The sequence below is a fragment of the Blastococcus sp. SYSU DS0753 genome, from assembly GCF_054051175.1.
Genome location: NZ_JBJHAT010000034.1, coordinates 22,565 through 39,251 on the forward strand (window position 1 = coordinate 22,565; position 16,687 = coordinate 39,251).

The 16,687-nt window shown below is 75.6% G+C and carries 21 protein-coding genes; 7 read left to right on the top strand and 14 right to left on the bottom strand.

The window, feature by feature from the left end; all coding sequences use genetic code 11:
* Positions 1-310: 310 nt before the first annotated feature.
* Both ACI799_RS19285 and ACI799_RS19290 read right to left on the bottom strand, forming a co-directional pair.
* A complete protein-coding gene (locus ACI799_RS19285) occupies positions 311-1,105 on the bottom strand; it encodes an alpha/beta hydrolase (protein WP_456613717.1) in 795 nt (264 codons plus the stop codon).
* A gap of 14 nt (positions 1,106-1,119) precedes the next feature.
* A complete protein-coding gene (locus ACI799_RS19290; RefSeq protein ID WP_456613718.1) occupies positions 1,120-1,560 on the bottom strand; it encodes an NAD(P)H-dependent oxidoreductase in 441 nt (146 codons plus the stop codon).
* Positions 1,561-1,626: 66 nt separating this feature from the next.
* Here ACI799_RS19290 and ACI799_RS19295 point away from each other — a divergent pair, with 66 nt between their 5' ends.
* Complete coding sequence (locus ACI799_RS19295) at positions 1,627-1,896, top strand: YciI-like protein (RefSeq protein ID WP_456589737.1); 270 nt, start codon at positions 1,627-1,629, stop codon at positions 1,894-1,896.
* A 9-nt stretch (positions 1,897-1,905) separates the two neighbouring features.
* Here ACI799_RS19295 and mug read toward each other — a convergent pair whose 3' ends face one another.
* Genes mug through ACI799_RS19310 form a run of 3 tightly spaced genes read right to left on the bottom strand, consistent with a single transcriptional unit; the run spans position 1,906 to position 4,203 of the window.
* Complete coding sequence (mug, locus tag ACI799_RS19300) at positions 1,906-2,457, bottom strand: G/U mismatch-specific DNA glycosylase (RefSeq protein WP_456589738.1); 552 nt, start codon at positions 2,455-2,457, stop codon at positions 1,906-1,908.
* 34 nt (positions 2,458-2,491) lie between these two features.
* On the bottom strand, positions 2,492-3,145 hold the full coding sequence (locus tag ACI799_RS19305; protein WP_456613719.1) for a histidine phosphatase family protein: 654 nt from the start codon (positions 3,143-3,145) through the stop codon (positions 2,492-2,494).
* Positions 3,136-4,203 carry a phosphotransferase family protein gene (locus tag ACI799_RS19310; RefSeq protein WP_456589740.1) on the bottom strand — a complete coding sequence of 356 codons (1,068 nt, stop codon included), beginning with the start codon at positions 4,201-4,203 and terminating at the stop codon, positions 3,136-3,138. Before ACI799_RS19310 ends, ACI799_RS19305 begins: the two co-directional genes overlap by 10 nt.
* Before the next feature lie 184 nt (positions 4,204-4,387).
* Here ACI799_RS19310 and ACI799_RS19315 point away from each other — a divergent pair, with 184 nt between their 5' ends.
* Positions 4,388-4,846 (top strand): STAS domain-containing protein, encoded by a 459-nt coding sequence (locus ACI799_RS19315; RefSeq protein WP_456589741.1) that lies wholly within the window; start codon positions 4,388-4,390, stop codon positions 4,844-4,846.
* A gap of 32 nt (positions 4,847-4,878) precedes the next feature.
* Here the strand turns inward: ACI799_RS19315 and ACI799_RS19320 are convergent, their stop codons facing one another.
* The 4 genes from ACI799_RS19320 to ACI799_RS19335 form a co-directional block, all read right to left on the bottom strand.
* Positions 4,879-5,112, bottom strand: coding sequence for a hypothetical protein (locus ACI799_RS19320; protein WP_456589742.1), 234 nt, complete (start codon positions 5,110-5,112; stop codon positions 4,879-4,881).
* A gap of 25 nt (positions 5,113-5,137) precedes the next feature.
* Complete coding sequence (locus ACI799_RS19325; RefSeq protein WP_456613720.1) at positions 5,138-6,427, bottom strand: S8 family serine peptidase; 1,290 nt, start codon at positions 6,425-6,427, stop codon at positions 5,138-5,140.
* 134 nt (positions 6,428-6,561) lie between these two features.
* Positions 6,562-6,957, bottom strand: a complete 396-nt coding sequence (locus ACI799_RS19330) for a VOC family protein (RefSeq protein WP_456613731.1) — start codon at positions 6,955-6,957, stop codon at positions 6,562-6,564.
* 142 nt (positions 6,958-7,099) lie between these two features.
* Positions 7,100-7,564: a winged helix-turn-helix transcriptional regulator gene (locus tag ACI799_RS19335; RefSeq protein ID WP_456589744.1), complete on the bottom strand. Its 465-nt coding sequence runs from the start codon at positions 7,562-7,564 to the stop codon at positions 7,100-7,102.
* 152 nt (positions 7,565-7,716) lie between these two features.
* Here ACI799_RS19335 and ACI799_RS19340 point away from each other — a divergent pair, with 152 nt between their 5' ends.
* On the top strand, positions 7,717-7,860 hold the full coding sequence (locus tag ACI799_RS19340; protein ID WP_456600363.1) for a hypothetical protein: 144 nt from the start codon (positions 7,717-7,719) through the stop codon (positions 7,858-7,860).
* Positions 7,861-7,961: 101 nt separating this feature from the next.
* On the opposite strand, the gene ACI799_RS19345 is transcribed toward ACI799_RS19340, so the two are convergent.
* Together ACI799_RS19345 and ACI799_RS19350 are read right to left on the bottom strand one after the other, a co-directional pair.
* A complete protein-coding gene (locus ACI799_RS19345) occupies positions 7,962-8,417 on the bottom strand; it encodes a hypothetical protein (protein WP_456589746.1) in 456 nt (151 codons plus the stop codon).
* Positions 8,418-8,803: 386 nt separating this feature from the next.
* On the bottom strand, positions 8,804-9,835 hold the full coding sequence (locus ACI799_RS19350; protein ID WP_456613721.1) for a potassium channel family protein: 1,032 nt from the start codon (positions 9,833-9,835) through the stop codon (positions 8,804-8,806).
* A gap of 314 nt (positions 9,836-10,149) precedes the next feature.
* On the opposite strand from ACI799_RS19350, the gene ACI799_RS19355 reads away from it, so the two are divergent.
* The 4 genes from ACI799_RS19355 to ACI799_RS19370 are packed head-to-tail and all read left to right on the top strand — an operon-like array spanning position 10,150 to position 14,207.
* Positions 10,150-10,827, top strand: a complete 678-nt coding sequence (locus ACI799_RS19355) for a response regulator (protein ID WP_456589749.1) — start codon at positions 10,150-10,152, stop codon at positions 10,825-10,827.
* Complete coding sequence (locus ACI799_RS19360; RefSeq protein ID WP_456589750.1) at positions 10,824-12,242, top strand: ATP-binding protein; 1,419 nt, start codon at positions 10,824-10,826, stop codon at positions 12,240-12,242. The genes ACI799_RS19355 and ACI799_RS19360 overlap by 4 nt, the downstream gene beginning before the upstream one ends.
* Positions 12,239-12,826 (top strand): GerMN domain-containing protein, encoded by a 588-nt coding sequence (locus tag ACI799_RS19365; RefSeq protein WP_456613722.1) that lies wholly within the window; start codon positions 12,239-12,241, stop codon positions 12,824-12,826. Before ACI799_RS19360 ends, ACI799_RS19365 begins: the two co-directional genes overlap by 4 nt.
* A 4-nt stretch (positions 12,827-12,830) precedes the next feature.
* Positions 12,831-14,207 carry a DUF2254 domain-containing protein gene (locus tag ACI799_RS19370; RefSeq protein WP_456613723.1) on the top strand — a complete coding sequence of 459 codons (1,377 nt, stop codon included), beginning with the start codon at positions 12,831-12,833 and terminating at the stop codon, positions 14,205-14,207.
* A 75-nt stretch (positions 14,208-14,282) separates the two neighbouring features.
* Here ACI799_RS19370 and ACI799_RS19375 read toward each other — a convergent pair whose 3' ends face one another.
* From ACI799_RS19375 to ACI799_RS19385, 3 genes are read right to left on the bottom strand one after another with little or no spacing between them, the layout of a single operon-like run.
* Positions 14,283-14,819: a DUF421 domain-containing protein gene (locus tag ACI799_RS19375; protein WP_456589753.1), complete on the bottom strand. Its 537-nt coding sequence runs from the start codon at positions 14,817-14,819 to the stop codon at positions 14,283-14,285.
* A gap of 9 nt (positions 14,820-14,828) precedes the next feature.
* On the bottom strand, positions 14,829-16,085 hold the full coding sequence (locus tag ACI799_RS19380; protein WP_456613724.1) for a cation:proton antiporter domain-containing protein: 1,257 nt from the start codon (positions 16,083-16,085) through the stop codon (positions 14,829-14,831).
* A gap of 40 nt (positions 16,086-16,125) precedes the next feature.
* Positions 16,126-16,533 (bottom strand): four-helix bundle copper-binding protein, encoded by a 408-nt coding sequence (locus ACI799_RS19385; RefSeq protein WP_456589755.1) that lies wholly within the window; start codon positions 16,531-16,533, stop codon positions 16,126-16,128.
* Positions 16,534-16,687: the final 154 nt, after the last annotated feature.

Sequence of the window (16,687 nt, forward strand, 5' to 3'; positions counted from 1 at the left end):
AGTGCCCCGAGTGCGGCGGGCCGACGACTCCGCTGTGCATCGTGTCCTGGGGGAACTGCCGGGCCTGCCGCACCGCGCACTCCCGGTCGACCCACCCCCTGCGCTGGTGAGCCCGCAGCCCTCGGCTCCCTGAAGCTGCTGCATCGCAGGTGTTCCGACCCCGCCGTGCAGCCTCCCCGGCCGGACGTCGCCGCCCCACCTGCAGCGGTGGCGACGGCGTCCGGCCGGGGAACCAACCCGCACCGGCCGGCTCGGGGACAGTTCACCCGCCACCGTGCCGGGCGTCGTCCCCGACGGTCACCGGCACCGGTCAGCCGGCCGCCAGCCACTCGACGGCCTCGCGGGCCACGTCGGGCGGCACGGTGTGCGGCCCGTCGAACTCCCGGTAGGTGACGTCGTAGCCGTCGTCCTCCAGCGCGGGGACGATCCGGCGGCTGGTCCGGTCGATCGGCAGCACCTCGTCCGCCACGCCGTGGGACACGAACACCGCCGGGCGCCCCGAGCGCGGCGCGGACGGCACGAAGCCCGGCGAGAAGGCGACCACGTGCGAGAACAGGCCGCCGTTGGCCAGGCCGAGCCCGAGGGCGTAGGAGGCACCGTCGGAGAAGCCGGCCACGGCGATCCGCCCGGGATCGACCGGCAGGGTCGCGAACACCTCCTCCAGCGCGCGGTCGATGCGTTCGACGTCCGGGCCGAAGCCGCCGCCGACGGCGTCCCACGTCGAGGACTCCGAGGACGGTGCGAGCAGCACCAGCCCGTGCTCCTCGGCGAGCGGGCGCAACAGGTCCAGCCCCGCCGCCGCGTCGCCGCCGGCGCCGTGCAGGCTGAGGACCAGCGGCACCGGCTCCCCCGCGGGCAGGCCGGGGGGCACGTGCAGCAGCGCCCCATCGGTGCCGGCCAGCTCGCGGGTGCCGGCCCCGGGAGGCTCGTCGGGCGCCGCCGGCGGTTGTGCCGGCCGGGCGCCGAGCGAGGCGCCGTTCCCCGGCGCCGCCTCCTGCCCGCCCCGGCCCTCCGTCCCGGACCGCCGCTCGGCCCCGCAGGCCCCCAGCAGACCGCCGAGGGCCGCCGTGACGCCGGCCGCGAGCACGGTCCGCCGATCGGGCACCGGTCCGCCCCGCCTCAGAGACCGACCGCGACGGTCGCCGCGAGCTCCCGGCAGGCCTCCAGCTCCGCCGGGCCGGGCCCGCCGGTGAGGCTCAGCGGCGCGGCCACCTGCTTCCAGCGCAGGGCCCCGGTGATCCGCTCGATGCTGCGCAACGCGCCGGCGGTGTCGTCGTTGCCGTGCACGTAGACCCCGAACGGCAGGCCGGCCGTCGCCTCCAGGCAGGGGTAGTAGACGGTGTCGAAGAAGTGCTTGAGCGCCCCCGACATGTAACCGATGTTCGCCGGGGTGCCCAGCAGCACCCCGTCCGCGGCGAGCAGGTCGGCCGCCCCGGCCGAGAGCGCCGGCCGAAGGGTCAGCTCGACGTCGTCGACGAGGGCGGCGCCCTCCCGGACCGCTTCCAGCACTGCCTGCAGCGCCGGCGAGGGGGTGTGGTGGACGACGAGGAGACGGGCCATACCGGCATTCTCGATCCTGACCGACCCGAGGCACCACCGCCGCCCGCCGGGTGTGAGAGTGGTGGCGTGCATCTGGTGCTCGAGTACGTGCTCGCCGAGGACTACCTGGAACGTCGCACCGCCCTGCGGGCCGACCACCTGGCGTTGGCGCAGGCGGCGCACGAGCGCGGCGAGCTGCTGCTGGCCGGCGCGCTGCCCGACCCGTACGACCGTGCGCTGCTGGTGTGGACGGCGCCGCGCGAGGCGGTGGAGCGGTTCGTGGCGCAGGACCCCTACGTCGCGCACGGCCTCGTCTCGGCATGGTCGATCCGGCCGTGGAACGTGGTCGTGGGCTGACCCGGCAGGTCAGCCGGCCGCACCCTCCCCGTCCGGACGCAGCTGCCGGTACACGCGGGCCAGCTCGGGCAGTTGGACGTGGGCGTTGAGCCCGCTGGGGTTCGGCACCACCCAGGTCACGACGCCGCCCACGCGCTCGGGCTGACGGCCGGCGACCGCCTGGGGCCGGCCGAAGCCCTGCCGCCACGCCGTGATGCCCAGGACCGCGAGCACCCGCGGCCGGATGCGGGCCACCAGCCGCTCCAGCGCCTCCGCGCCGGCTCGCAGCTCCTCGACCGACAACTCCGCGGCGGTGCGGCTCGGGCGGTCGACGACGTTGGTCACCCCCAGCCCGTACCGGAGCAGCTCGCGGTCCTCCTCGGGGCGCAGCAGCCGGGGGGTGAACCCGGCGAGGTGGATCGCCGGCCAGAACCGGTTGCCCGGCCGGGCGAAGTGGTGGCCGGTCTCCGCCGACATCAGCGAGGGGTTGATCCCGCAGAAGAGCACGTCGAGTCCGGGCGCGACGACGTCGGGCACCGGTTTGGGGTACGGCTGCCCTGCGGCGGGCGGGAGGGCGGGCACGGCCCCATCCTGGTCGCTCGCGCGGCCCGCCCGGTCAGCGGTAGGTGAGCAGGTGCCGCCGGTCGCCGGTGACGTGCGCGTGGTCGTTGAACGCCAGCAGCGACAGGCCGGAACCACCCGCCACCACCGAGGTGATCCCGACGTTCACGGCGGCCCGGTTCAGCGCCACCACACCCCCGTCCCGGGCGCCCAGCAGGCCGGCCACCACAGCGGCGATCACCCCGGCGGAGCTGACGACGACCGCGTCACGCCCCCGGGGCAGGCCGGCGGCCAGCCCGCCGACGGCCGCGAGGGCCCCGCTGGAGAAGGCCGGCCAGCCGTCGGCGTCACCGGCGGCGATCCAGGACCGCAGCGCGCTGTCGAGCAGCCGCTGCACCTGCCGCGACCCCGAGTCGCCGACCGCTCCCACGTCCCCCGGGTAGCGCTTCAACAGGTCGAGGTGGTCGTACTCGTCGAGGCGGGGGTCGAACTGCTCGGGGGCTGCCCAGCCGGCCGCCGCTGCCAGCAGCGCCGCGGTGTCCCGCTGCCGGCGCAGGGTGCCGGAGACGACCACCGGGTCGCGCAGGTCGCGCCGGCGCAGCTCCTCCCCCACGCAGCCGGCCTGCTCGCGACCGAGCTCGCTGAGCACGTCGTAGTCCTCGGCGCCGAAGGAGGCCTGCCCGTGGCGGACGAGGCAGATCAGCGGCATCCGGCCAGCCGTTCCGCGCGCTGGAGCAGGACGGCGGCGGCGATGCCGAAGTGCGCGAAGCGCGGGTTGGTCGTGTGCCCGGAGCGGTACCGCGCCCAGATCTGCTGGATGATCACCGCGAGCCGGAACAGCCCGAACACCTCGTAGAAGGTCCAGTTCGCCGGCTGCAGCCCGGTCCGGGCCAGGTACCGCTCGACGAGCCGCTCACGGGTCGGCATCCCGGGCAGGGTGCTCGGCTGCGTGGCGACCAGCCCGAACTCCTCGTCGTCGTCGGCCGTCACCCAGTAGGCCAGGGAGGCACCGAGGTCCATGAGGGGGTCGCCGACGGTGGCCATCTCCCAGTCGAGGACGCCGGTGATGCGCGGCGTGCCGGAGAGGTCGAGCACCAGGTTGTCCAGCTTCCAGTCCCCGTGCAGCAGACTGGCCCGCACGTCCTGCGGCTGGTGCGCCGCGAGCCAGGCCATCAGCTCCTCGGCCGGCGGTACGTCGTCGGTGAGCGCGTCCCGGAACCGCCGCGACCAGCCCTCGACCTGCCGGCGGACGTAGCCGGGGCCCCTTCCCAGGTCGGCCAGGCCGGCCTGGTCCACGTCGATGGAGTGCAGGTCGGCCAGGGTGTCGTAGGCGGTCTCCCCCAGCACCCGCGCCTGCTCCGGCGAGATCTCCACGCCCTCGGGGAGCTTCCGCCCCAGCACGACGCCGCGCAGCCGCTCCATCACGTAGAAGTCGCTGCCGATCACCGCCGGGTCCTGGCAGAAGGCGTGGATCTCGGCGACGACGTCCAGGTGCGGGCGCAGCCGCTGCTGCACCCGCACCTCGCGGCCCATGTCGTGCGCCGAGGCGGCCTTGTGCCCGTGCGGCGGCCGGCGCAGGACGAGCTCCAGGTCGCCGTAGTCGAGGAGGTAGGTGAGGTTGCTGGCCCCGCCGGAGAACTGCCGGACGGCGGGCGCGGAGCGCCCCTCGACCACCGGCACGCGGGGCCTCAGCCAGGCGTGCACGGCATCGACGTCGAAGGCGTCCTCGGGGCGGACATCGCGCAGACCGCTCGTGTTCTCGCTCATCGCACCCATCCCACCACGGCCGCGGCGGCGGCCGTCCGGGGCGCCGCCGCCGCGGGTCGGCCGAGCCCGGGGCTGGTAGCGTCCCGGGCGGGTCGAAGCTCCGGCCCGAGCAGCGCCGTCACGGGCGCCGCGGCGCCCCGGAGCTCCCCGTTCCAGGCACCGGGGGCCCGGGTGGGAGTTCCCCATGGGTCCGCACGACATCGCACTCCCCGCCCCCGAGGGTGGCCCGTTCCTCCTGTCGGTCGACCCGTCCGCGGCCCGGGTGACGGTCCACGGGGAGCTGGACCGGGAGCACGCGCACCACGTCCTCGATGCCCTGGCGACGCTGTCCGTCGCGGACGGCACCCGCTGGACGCTCGACGCGGGCGGAGTGACCTTCTGCGACGCCGAGGGCCTGCGCGTGCTGCTGTCCGCACACTGCCTGGCGCGCGGTCGCGGCGCCCAGCTGGAGGTGCTGCCCAGCCCGTGCGTCCACCGGCTGGTGATCCTGGTGGGGCTCGACCAGTTGCTGGAGACGCCTCCTCCGCCACCGGCCGTCAGCGCCGACGTCGCGGAGACCCGGCGCACCCGCCGCTCGCTGGCCGCGGTGCGCGACCCCAACCGCCGGCGGTCGACCCCGGACCGGACGCCGTTCGTCAGCTGACCGGTGCGCCGCGGGTGGGCACACCGGGACCGTCACTGGACCGGCGCCTCCGGTGGCGGCAGCCGGTGCACGAGCCGCTCGTCGACCGACACGACACCGGCGACGCCGGTGAGCTCCCGGACGCTGCCGGGCGGCACGGAGCCGGTGATGATCCCGAGCCCGTCGAGCACCTGGTCCACCCGCATGCCGCGCGCCCGCAGCCCACGCACCACGCCGTCGAGCGCGGACAGGTGCCCGTCGTCCACGGTCACGCTGACCTGGGTCATGGCGCGCAGAGTACGCGGCGGCGACTCAGCGGGGGGCGACGGCGAGACCGCTACCGGCATCGGCCGAGGGCTGGAGCAGCCGTTCGCTCTCCTGCAGCAGGGTGGCCCACAGCTCCAGGCCGCGCCGGCCGGTGGCCTCCGCCCACAGAGCGGCGACGCCGGCGACGTGCGGGGCGGCCATGCTGGTGCCGCTGATCGTCCGGTAGCGCTCGGGCATGGGCCAGGCCGAGTACACGTCCACACCGGGACCGGCGACGTCGACCTGCCCGCCGCGGCCGGGCAGGCTGCGCGCGGAGAAGTACGCCGTCTCCAGCGACCGGTCCACCGCTCCGACGGCCAGGACCTCGACGCTGTTGGCCGGGGCGCCGACGAAACCCGGGTCACCCGCCCGCCGGTCGGCATTGTTGCCCGCTGCCGCGATGACCAGCGAGCCCCGCTGGAGCGCGCGACGCCCCGCCGCCGAGTACGGCGGGTGGGCAGCCGCGACATCGGCCCCCAGCGACATGGAGACGACCGGGCAGCGGCTGGTCACCGCCCAGTTGATCCCGGCCAGGATGCCCGCGTCGGTGCCGCTGCCGTCGTCCCCGAGGACCTTGCCGGCGAAGACCTCGGCCGCGTGGGCGATGCCGTAGCGCGGCCCGGCGGGCGGCGTCGCCGGCCCGCAGGCGGTGCCGATGCAGTGCGTGCCGTGGCCGTGCCGGTCCTGGGCGTCCTCCCCGGCGACGAACGACCGGGCGATCACCGCCCGGCCGGCGAAGTCGGGGTGCGCGAGGTCGAAGCCGGTGTCCAGCACGGCCACCCGGATGCCGCGGCCGGAGTACGGGGAGACGTCGGCCCGCACGGCCTGCACCCCCCAGGTGGCCTGCGCGGTGTCCTCGAAGCGCGCGGCCGGCCCGGCGGGGCGCTCGTCCGCCGCGAGCAGCCGGCCCGCCAGGTCGGCCACCCCGTCCCGGTAGCCCCGCGCGTAGCTGCCGGCGTCGGCGGGGAGCGCGTGGTGGACCAGCTCCGGCGACACGGAGAGGAACCGCCGGGCCGACGCGGCCTGCAGGTCGTCCAGCCGGGCGGGGCCGGCGACGACGGCGATGCCGAGCGCCGCGAAGACGGTGGCGCCCGCCTCGCGGAGGGTCTCCGGCGGCACGTCGCCGTCGGCGAAGTCCCGGGAGTCGGCGACGTCGCGCACCCCGGCCCGCGCCCAGTCGACGGGAACGTCGTCCTCCGGCGCGTCGGCGAACACGACGACCTGCCGGCCGGTGGTCCGCGGCGGCGGCAGGGCCGCCCCGGGCCGCACGCTGCCCTGGTTTCCCGGATCGGTCACTGCGCCTCCCCCGTCGGGACGTCACGGGGCGGCCGGGTGGCACAGCGCCCGCTCCTCGATCACCGGCCGTCGCGACCGGTCGACCCAGCGTGGCGGGAGGGAGCGGACCGGGCAACCCGGGGAGCGCCCGCCGGTCAGCCCTGGACGACCGCCGGGTCCATCCACATGACCTCCCAGACGTTGCCGTCGGGGTCGGCGAAGCTGGCGCCGTACATCGCGCCGTGGTCCTGGGCGGGCAGCCAGGGCTTGCCACCGGCCGCGATCGCGTCGGCGACCAGCCGGTCGACCTCCTCGCGGCTGTCGGCGGACAGGCAGGTCAGCACGGAGGTCGCCTGCGCCGGGTCGCCGACCTCGCCGGTGACGAAGTCGGCGAACCGCTCGCGGGTCAGCAGCATGACGTGGATGTTCTCCTCGATCGCGTAGGAGACGCAGCGGTCGTCGGAGAACTGGTCGTTGCGCCGGAAACCGAGCGCTCCGTAGAAGGCGTCGGCGCGGTCGCGGTCGGCCACGGGCAGGTTCACGAAGATCATGCGCACGGTGAGCTCCTCCGGTTCGGGGCGGCCCGCCGTCGTCCGCGGCGGGCTCGTCAGCTAGGACGGGGCCGCCGCCGGGAACTCATCGGTGCGGATGCCGGCGCCCCACCCCGGACCGCGCCCCACCCCGGACCGCGCCTCACCCCGGGGCGGCGGCCGCCCCGGCCGGCCGGGGCCGGACCTCGCGCGGCCCCCCGATCTCGTGACCGTCCCCGCAGACCACCGCGACCCGCACCGGCGCGCCGCACTCGCGGTGCTCCAGCGCCAGCGGGGCCGGCCCGTCGGCGAGGTAGCGGTCGCCCCACTCCATGAGGGCCACCAGGGTCGGGTACAGGTCGCGCCCCTTGTCGGTGAGCCGGTACTCGTGCCGCTGGCGCTCACCCTCGGCCCGGTACGGCTCCCGGCTGAGCACCCCCTCGCGCACCAGGGTGGCCAGCCGGTCGGTCAGGACCGCCTTGGGCGCCCCCAGGGCCTGCTGGAGGTCGGCGAACCGGCGGACACCCAGGAACGCCTCCCGCAGGACGAGCAGGCTCCACTTCTCCCCCACCACGGCGAGCGTGCCGGCGACGGAGCAGCGGGACCGGTCGAACGAGGCGTCGCTCACAGTGTGAGCATAACCATGCTGGGTTCACTTGCCGAACTTCGCGTCGAGGAGCAGAGTTCGTGGTGCGAACCCAGGAGGCGGACGGTCTCCGGCCGGCCCGCCCGGCCCCCTGCAGCGCTCGCACCACCACCGCTGCTCCGGAAGGACCCGCCATGACCAGCCTCCGCACCGTCCTCGCCCGCCGGCACGCCGTCCGCGCGCACCTGCGCGACGAGCGGGCGCTGGCCCGGGCGCTCGCCACGGCCCCGACGCTCGAGTCCGCCCACGAGATCGCCGCGCTGGGCGCCCGCCGCTGATCACACCGGCGCTCCCGCCGTCGCGGGGGCGCCGCCGGTGCACGGCCCGGTGAGGTGGCGGTCGCGCGACCTCACCGGGCCGCCTGCCGTGCGCCACGGGATCAGCCGCGTACCTCCACCCGGCTCGCGTCGAGGTACGGCTCCCCCTCCCACCCGGCGTAGGCGTCATCGGGCAGATCGGTCCCCAGCTCTTCCTCCAACGCCACCAGCTCGAACTCCGCCGCCGGCTCGGCGGCCAGCGCCACGCGCTCGCCGGGCCGGAGGTCGGGCAACTCCTCGTCCGCGATGACCAGGATCGGCTCGACGTCGTCGCCGGTCAGGGTGAAGGCCACCGGCGAGACGATCCGCTCCACCTCGCCGAGGAGCGTGACCTCCAGGCCGTCGTAGGCCTCGAGGTCCTCGCGGAAGGCGGCGGTGTACTCGCCGTCGTACGGGTCCTCGAGGTCGTCGGAGGCCCGGACGTCGACGTCGGCCGCCGTCGTGTCGTCCACGTCGTCCTCACCGCAGCCGCCGAGGACGCCCCCGGCGAGGGCGGCGGCCAGCAGGACGGTGGTCACGCGACGGCGGGACCCCAGGCCCCGGCGCATCACCGGGATCCCCCGTGCCGCGAGGCGGGATCGGCGGCGGGCGCCACGGAACTGGGCCAGCTGGTCGTCATGGCGGGTGTCCTCTCCGGCTCCGGTGCCGCCGCGGGGTTCCGCGGCGGAGCCTCCGGTTGCTGCCCCGCGCGGCACGCGCCCTCCCCCGTGCGGGCCGTTCGTCACCGCATCGCAAAACGCTGCGGGCGCAGCGCCGTGCCGGTGTTGCAGGGACGTCACACGGACCTCCCGCGGCCGGGGGGTGCGGAGGTCGTGGCGACGGGCTCCGGATCGGGCGGTCCAGAAATCGGAGCCCGGGCCGCGCCGTCGGGGTGCCCCGAGGCGGACACTGCATGGTCGGAGGGTCAGGCCAGCCCCGGGACGTCCCACTCCCACCCGGCGTCCTCGACCAACCGGCGCAGGCGGGCGCGACGCCCGGCGGCCCGATCGACGGCCCCCTGCCACGCGTGCGCGTCGACGAGGGGCACGCCCGCCGCGGCCAGCCGGTCGGTGCACGGTGGTGGCGGCGGTCCCCCGTCGTCCGGGACCACGGGGTGGTCGCTGCCCGCCGTGGACAGGTACCGGTCGATCACCCGGCGCACCGGGGCGACCGCCGCCACGGGTGGGCGCACCGGCGCGGCGACCGCGGACTCGAGCAGGAGCAGCGCGTCGTCGAGCCGGGCGATCGCGAGCGGAGCGGCGGCCTCGGGGCGGCGGCTGCGGAAGAAGTGCAGCACCGGGTAGGCCAGGTGCTGCTCCGCGAGCGACGCCAGCTGCGCGGGCAGCTGGAGGAGCTGCTGGGTCAGCACGGGGCTGAACCGGTCGCCGTCCCAGCACCCGAGCACCATCTCCTCGGCGGTCCCGCCCTGGGCATGCAGCTGGGTGGCCAGGGCGCGGCGGGAGACCACCGCCGACATCACCGAGAACAGGTAGGTGATGGCCAGGGTCATCAGCGCCAGCCCGCTGAACGCAGCGACGGCGGCGGCCACGCGCCAGGTCGGCGTGGTCGCGACGAAGTCACCGACCCCGAGCGTCGAGATCGCGGTGCCGGCGAAGTAGATGGTGTCCAGCACCGACGCCGGCCGGCGGGGATCGGCGTCCCCCACCGCCTCGGCGCCGAGGAACACCAGCGACCAGCCGGCCCAGAACAGGGTGACCCAGAGGACCACGGTGGTGACCATGAGCAGCGGCCCGGCTGCCGTGAGCTGCCTCGCCCGGCGCCCGTCGCTGCGCCGGTGCCGGCGCAGCAGCCGCCGCCACCCGCCGGTGAGCACCTGCCGGGTCAGCGGGCCGGCGCCCTCACCGATGGTGAGGGTCGTGGAGACCACGTCCCACGTCACCAGGGCGCTGACCAGCAGACCCGTGCCGACCGCGACGACGGACGCGCCGACGTTCACCGGCGACCGGCCGTCACGCCGAGGACCGGCCGGCTCCAGCCGGCCGGGCCGGGAACGGGCAGAGGGCGCTCCGTCCGCGGTGGCCGGGCGGACGGGGCCAGGGGAATCGGGAGCACGCTTCCTTCCTCACCGGCAGCACGGACGACCGGTTGTCCCGGTCCGGGTAACCAGCGGCGGGCCGGCCGACCCGGACGTCACGGAGTTGTCACCTTCGCGGCGCGGCAGCCGTGCTCCCCGCGAGCAGCACGGCCGGCTCCGTCACCCGGACGGGGCGGGGCGACTAGTTGCCCACCGCGCTGGGCAGACTGACCGGCATGTCCCGGTCGGTGCTGATCATCGAGGACGACCCCCGGATCCGGCGGATGCTGCAGATGACGCTGCAGCGCGAGGGCCTCGAGGTCACCGAGGCCGAGAGCGGCGAGGACGGGCTCGCACGGCTGGGCGAGCGGTCGTTCGACGTCATCCTGCTGGACCTGATGCTGCCCGGGAAGGACGGCTTCGAGGTGTGCCGCGAGATCCGGCGCTCCTCCAACACGCCCGTCATCATGGTCACGGCCCGGTCGGACAGCCACGACGTGGTCGCCGGCCTGGAGGCCGGTGCCGACGACTACGTCTCCAAGCCGTTCGTCGTCAAGGAGCTCTCCGCGCGCATCCGGGCCCTGGCCCGTCGTACCCGCGCCCCGGAACCGCGGGCACGGCTGACCGTCGGCGACGTGGAGATCTCGCCGGCGGAGGGCACGGTGGCACGGAACGGGCAGCTGCTGAACCTCACCCGCACGGAGTTCCGGCTCCTCTGCGAGCTCGCCGCCGAGCCCGGTCGGGTGCTCAGCCGCGAGGAGCTGCTCGAGCGCGTCTGGGGGTACGACTACTTCGGCGACTCCCGGCTGGTCGACGTCCACATCCGCCGGCTCCGGAAGAAGATCGAGCCCGACCCGGGGAACCCGACGCTGGTGACGACCGTCCGGGGCATGGGCTACCGGGTTCCCGGGTGACCGCCCTCGCCCCTCCTGAGCCCCCCGGGCGCACCCCGTGGGGCCCGCGCACCCTCCGGGCCCGGGCGACGGCGGCCTTCACCGCGGTGACCCTCGTGCTCTCCTCGGTCGTGGCGGTCGCGGTCTGGGTGGCGGTCTCGCAGTTCCTGCTCCTGCAGCGCGAGCGGGTCACGCTCGTGCAGACCGCCGACAACGCGGCCCAGGTCCAGCGCTCCCTGGCCACCGAGGGCCTGAGCGTCGCCCAGGTGCTCGCCCAGCTCCCGCGGGAGACGGGGTCGACGTCCCTGCTGGTCGACGCCGGTGCCTGGACCACCACGTCGTTGCTGGTGGGCCGCGACGACCTGCCGGAGGAGCTGCGCGCAGCGGCCGAGGCGGGTACGCCGGTCCGGCAGCGGATCGAGGTGCACGGCGAGACGGTGATGGCCGTCGCGGTGCCGCTCGCCGAGCTCGGATCCGCCTACATCGAGGTCTTCCCGCTGGTCGAGCTGGACAAGACCTACCGGGTGCTGGCCACCGTGCTGGCCGTGTCGGTGCTCGGCTCGGTGCCGCTCGCCCTGGTGGTCGGCTGGTGGGTCACCGGGCCGGCGCTGCGCCCGCTCGACCGCATCTCCGCCGCCGCGGCGGCCGTCGCCGCCGGGGCGCTCGACACCCGCATCGATCCGCAGGGCGACCCGTCGCTGGCGCCCATCGCCACCTCGTTCAACCAGACCGCCGAGGCGCTCGAGCAGCGGGTGCGCAGTGACGCCCGGTTCGCCGCCGACGTCAGCCACGAGCTCCGGAGCCCGCTGACCACGATGCTGGGGGCGCTGCACCTCGTCGAGGCCACCGCCGACCCCGCGGACGAGGAGCAGGCCGAGGCCCTGGGCCTCCTGCGCTCGGAGGTGGAGCGGTTCGAGCGCCTGGTCGCCGACCTGCTGGAGATCTCGCGCGCCGACGCCGGGAGCACCGACATCGCCGTCGAGCCCGTGCAGCTGTCCGCACTGGTCCGGGAGGTGGTCGGACGCCACCGGCTGGACGGCACGGTCACGGCGCTGCTGACCGTCGACCCCGACGCCGAGGAGGCGCTGGTGCACGCGGACAAGCGCCGGCTGGAACGCGTGCTGGGGAATCTCCTGGACAACGCCGACAAGCACGCCGGGGGCGTCACCGGGGTCGCGGTGACCCGCGCCGGCGACGTCCTCCGGGTGGCCGTCGACGACGCCGGTCCCGGCGTTCCCGAGGCCGAGCGCGACCGCATCTTCGAGCGGTTCGCCCGGGGGGCGGGCAGCGTCCGCACCCGCACGGAGGGAGCGGGCCTCGGCCTCGCCCTGGTCGCCCGGCACACACGGATGATGGGCGGCGCGGTGCACGTGGAGGGTCGTCCCGGCGGTGGGGCCCGGTTCGTCGTGGAGCTGCCCGTGGGAGCCGCCTCGTGAGAGCGCTCGCCGTCCTGCTCAGCGTGCTCGTGGCGCTGCTCACCGGTTGCGGCGTCGGGTCCCAGCCGCGGCCCGAACGCGTCGCCGTGCCCGCCGCGACGGCCGGCAGCCCGGCGCTGCCGACCGACGACGCCGGGCCGGAGGTCGTCGTCTACTTCGTGCACGGCGCCGAGCTGGCCCCGGTCCCGCGCGCGGCGCAGGCCGCGACCCCGGGGAGCATCCTGGCCCTGCTGGCGGCCGGCCCCACCCGGGCGGAGGTCATCGGCGGGCTGCGCACCGCACTGGCGCCGCAGTCCATCGCGGTGGACGAGGGCCTGCCCGGTGGCATGACGTCGGTGAGCGTGACCGAGGAGTTCGCCAGGATCACCGGCGGCAACCAGCTGCTCGCCGTCGCCCAGGTGGTCTGGACGCTGACCGAGCTGCCGGGCACCGGCCAGGTGCGTTTCCTGCTGGACGGCAGGCCGGTGGAGGTCCCCACCGACGGCGGGCTGTCCGACGGGCCGGTCGGCCGCGATCAGTACCGCTCGGTCGCCCCGTCCGGCAGCCCCGGTCCCTCCACCCCTGCGACCCCCGGCGAGGACTGACCCCGTGAGCGACCTCCACCCCGTCCAGCGCCAGTGGCGGTGGATGCGCCGCGCCCTGTGGCCGATCCCGCTGCTGGCGGTCGTGCTCGCCGTCGGGCTCGGTATCGCGATGCCGTTCCTCGACGGTTTCCTCGGCACGGGCGGCCCGGCGTCACCCCTGGGCTTCGTGTTCGGCGGTGGCCCGGCGGCCGCCCGGGACCTCCTGGCCGCGATCGCCGGCTCGCTCATCTCGGTGACCGGTGTGATCTTCTCGCTCACCGTCGTGGCGCTGCAGCTGGGCAGCAGCCAGTACTCGCCGCGGCTGCTGCAGACCTTCGCCACCGACCGCGTCGTCCAGTTCACCCTCGCTCAGCTCACCGGCACCTTCGTCTACGCGCTCACCGTGCTGCGCACCGTCCGGACGGCGGAGGCCGCGACCGGTGAGAACTCGTTCGTCCCCCGGGTGTCGATCACGCTGGCGTTCCTGTTCGCCTTGGGCAGCGTCGTGGCCCTGGTCGTCTTCCTCGGGCACCTGGCGCGCACGCTGCGGGTCGAGACCATGCTGCGCGACGTGCACGACGAGGCGACCCGGGCGATCCGGGGCGTGGACGACGACCGGCTCGAGCACGACACCGGCATCCCCGACGGGCCGGGCTCGGTGATCGAGGCAACCGGGAGCGGCTTCGTCGTCGACCTGGACGTCGATCAGCTCGTGCGGGCGGCCCGGAACGCCGACGCCGTCATCGGCCTCTCCCCCCGCATGGGCGACGCCGTCGTCGCCGGCACACCGCTGGCCGAGGTGTGGTCACCGGCCGGAGATCCGGCCGGCGACCTGGACCCCCTGGGCGACGCGGTCAACCGCGGCGTGCGGCTGTCCTACGAGCGCACCCCCGACCAGGACGCCGCCTACAGCCTCCGCAAGATCGTCGACATCGCGGGCCGGGCCCTCTCCCCGGGCATCAACGACCCGACGACCGCCGTCCACGCCCTGTCCCACGTCTCCGCGCTGCTCGCCGACCTCCTCCCGTGCCGCAGCACCGTGCGGTCGTGGCGCGACGACGACGGCACGGTGCGGCTGCTCGTGCCGCGGTGGACCGCCCAGGAGCTGCTCACCGTCGGCCTGGAGGAGCCCCTGCAGTACGCGTCGGGGCAGCCGGCCGTCCTGCGCCGGATCGCCGGCCTGCTGCAGGAGGTCGCGTGGCGGGTGCGCGGGGAGGACCTCGACGACGCCCTGCGCGCACTGCTCGACCGGTGCGTGGACTCGGCGCTGCAGAGCACCGCGATCGACAGCCGGGAGACGAACGCCTGGCGGTCGGCCGTCGAGGACGCGCTGGAGGGGCGCTGGTCGCCGGCCCGGCGGCTCAGCCCCCGACCGGGGCCGCCGGGTGGGCCGACCGGGTGACCGCCGGGTCGAGCGGCGTCTCCCACGCCGTGGCCGCCCGCCCGGCGCTGCGGCGCACGACGCCGCGGTGTCCCGTCAGGCCTGGGCAGCGCGGGATATCTCGTCGGCCCCCGCGATCCCCCCGAGGGCGGAGCCGCTGCCGTACTTCTTCGCCGGGATGACGCTCATCGAGCCGTCGCTCTCCAGCACGACCGCGGCCACGTCGGACAGGTCACCGGACCCCGAGGAGCGGACGGCCTGCCGGATCTCGTCGATGCCGACCCGTGACTCCCGCATCTGGTCCGGCAGCGGCTGCCCGTTGCGCAGCACCAGCGTCGGCCGGGAGGTGACCACGCCTCGGAGGGCCGGCCAGCGCACCGTCAGCCAGGCGACCACGAGCTGCAGCAGGGCGAGCAGCCCGAGCGCGACCGCACCCTCGGTCCAGGCGACGTCGCTGCTGAGCAGGATGGTGGCCAGCGTGGAGCCCAGCGCCACGGTGACCACCAGGTCGAAGGCGTTGAGCTTGGTCAGCGTCCGTTTCCCGCTGAACCGCAGGACCACCACCACGGTGACGTACGCCGCTGATCCCACCAGCAGCACTCGGAGGACACCGGACCATTCGTCGAACCACATGGGGTCCCCCTACCCCGCAGACCCCTGCGACGACTCAGCGCTCTGCGCACCGGCGTCCCGCTGCCCGCCGGTGGCGCCGCGGTACAGCCGCCGGCCGAGCGTGGCGGTCAGCCCGTGGGCGAGCGTGCTGGCCGCGACCACCAGCGAACCGGCCGCCAGCACGACCGGGTCGATCGCGAGCCGCTCCGACTCCAGCGTCAGGTAGAACAGGGCGGAGATCCCGATGGGACCGAACCAGCCCAGGTAGGCGGCGTCCGGCGGCGCCAGGCCCAGCCCACGGCGCAGCAGGTAGATCACCGGTGGCCGGCGCAGCAGCAGGATCAGCACCGCGAAGAGCACCCCGGACCAGCCCAGTTCCCGCCACTGCGCCCACGGCAGCAGCGCACCGAACGCCACGAAGAGCGGGAGGACGACGAACCGGTTCACCGCCTCGTCGATCCGGACGTCCGCCACCCGCTCCCGTCCCGTGCTCACCGCGTTGAAGGCGAGACCACAGATGAAGACGGCCAGGATCCCGTCGATGTGGATCAGGCCCCCGATGCCCAGGACGGCGAGGGCCAGCACCACCGTGAACACCAGTTCGGGGCCGGGGTCGGTGGCCCCGTGGTCGGCCCCCGCGCGCAGCGCCCGGCCGCCCAGCCAGCCGAGCAGGGCGCCGAGCAGGACGGCGCCGGCGACCTGCCAGAGCGACTCGAGCAGCGCCTCTCCCAACGAGAGGGGGCCGGCGAGCGCGACCGCCACCAGGACCAGCGGCAGGGCCAGGCCGTCGTTTGCACCGGACTCCAGGGAGAGCACCTGCCGGTCGCGCCCGGGCAGGTCCTCCTCCGCGGGCTTGCCGGTCACCACGTTGGAGGCCAGCACCGGGTCGGTCGGCGCCAGCGCGGCACCCAGCAGCGCGGCGACCCCGAGCCCGAGGCCCAAGGTGGCCGCGGCCAGCCCGGTGCTGACCAGGGCCATCACCGGCATCACCACGGCCAGCAGCAGCAGGACCGGCCGCCAGCGGGCCCGTGCCTCACGGGCCGGGTAGCGGAGCGCCACCGACATGACCGAGACGGCGAGCAGCATCCGGGTGGCGGTGTGCAGCCAGCCGTGGTCCTCGAGCAGGTCCGGCAGCGGCAGGAGGCCGAGCACGGCGGGGCCGAGGACGACGCCGATCGCGAGCGCCAGGAGCGGTTCGCTGATCGGCAGCCGGCGGATGCGGTCCGACCAGGCGGCGGCGACGAGCGCGAGTGCGCCCGCCGCCGCCAGCAGGACGTCGACGGTCACCGGGAACCCCCGGGAGAGGTGCGCGTCGCCCGCATGGTGGTCAGCCCAGGCTGGCGATGAGCTCCCGGCACGCCGTCTCGCAGCGGCGGCACGCCTCGGCGCAGACCCGGCAGTGCTCGTGCATCTCGGCGTGGCTCGCGCACTCGTCACCGCAGGCCTTGCACGCGGCAGCGCAGGCCTCGAGCACGGCCCGGGTCAGGTTGGCGTCGTAGCCGGTGTGCCGGGAGAGCACCCGGCCGGTGGTGTCGCAGATGTCGGCGCAGTCGGTGTTGCTGCGGATGCACTTCGTGAGCTCGGCGACGGAGTCCTCGCTCAGGCAGGCGTCGGCGCACGCGGTGCAGGCCTGGGCGCACTCGAAGCAGGCCTCGATGCACTCCAGGAGCTTCTGCTTGTCCACCCCGCCGAGGTCCTTGGGGTACGTGTCGAGCATCTGGGCGGCGACGGTCACGTCGGCCTCCTTCGCTGGGTCGTCGGCCCGGGCCGCGGTCGCGCCCCGGGGGCTCTCGCCGGCGGGAGCCCTACCCGCGCCCCGACGCCGGGCACACGTGCCGCCCGTGACGATCCCGTGACGGACCCGCTGGTGGGACCCGCGAACCCCCGGC

Coding starts and splice junctions, on each gene's coding strand:
- ACI799_RS19355 (WP_456589749.1), top strand. CDS start 10,150: ATGTCCCGGTCGGTGCTGATCATCGAGGACGACCCCCGGATCCGGCGG.
- ACI799_RS19290 (WP_456613718.1), bottom strand. CDS start 1,560: ATGGCCCGTCTCCTCGTCGTCCACCACACCCCCTCGCCGGCGCTGCAG.
- ACI799_RS19340 (WP_456600363.1), top strand. CDS start 7,717: ATGACCAGCCTCCGCACCGTCCTCGCCCGCCGGCACGCCGTCCGCGCG.
- ACI799_RS19305 (WP_456613719.1), bottom strand. CDS start 3,145: ATGCCGCTGATCTGCCTCGTCCGCCACGGGCAGGCCTCCTTCGGCGCC.
- ACI799_RS19375 (WP_456589753.1), bottom strand. CDS start 14,819: ATGTGGTTCGACGAATGGTCCGGTGTCCTCCGAGTGCTGCTGGTGGGA.
- ACI799_RS19330 (WP_456613731.1), bottom strand. CDS start 6,957: ATGATCTTCGTGAACCTGCCCGTGGCCGACCGCGACCGCGCCGACGCC.
- ACI799_RS19320 (WP_456589742.1), bottom strand. CDS start 5,112: ATGACCCAGGTCAGCGTGACCGTGGACGACGGGCACCTGTCCGCGCTC.
- ACI799_RS19310 (WP_456589740.1), bottom strand. CDS start 4,203: ATGAGCGAGAACACGAGCGGTCTGCGCGATGTCCGCCCCGAGGACGCC.
- ACI799_RS19315 (WP_456589741.1), top strand. CDS start 4,388: ATGGGTCCGCACGACATCGCACTCCCCGCCCCCGAGGGTGGCCCGTTC.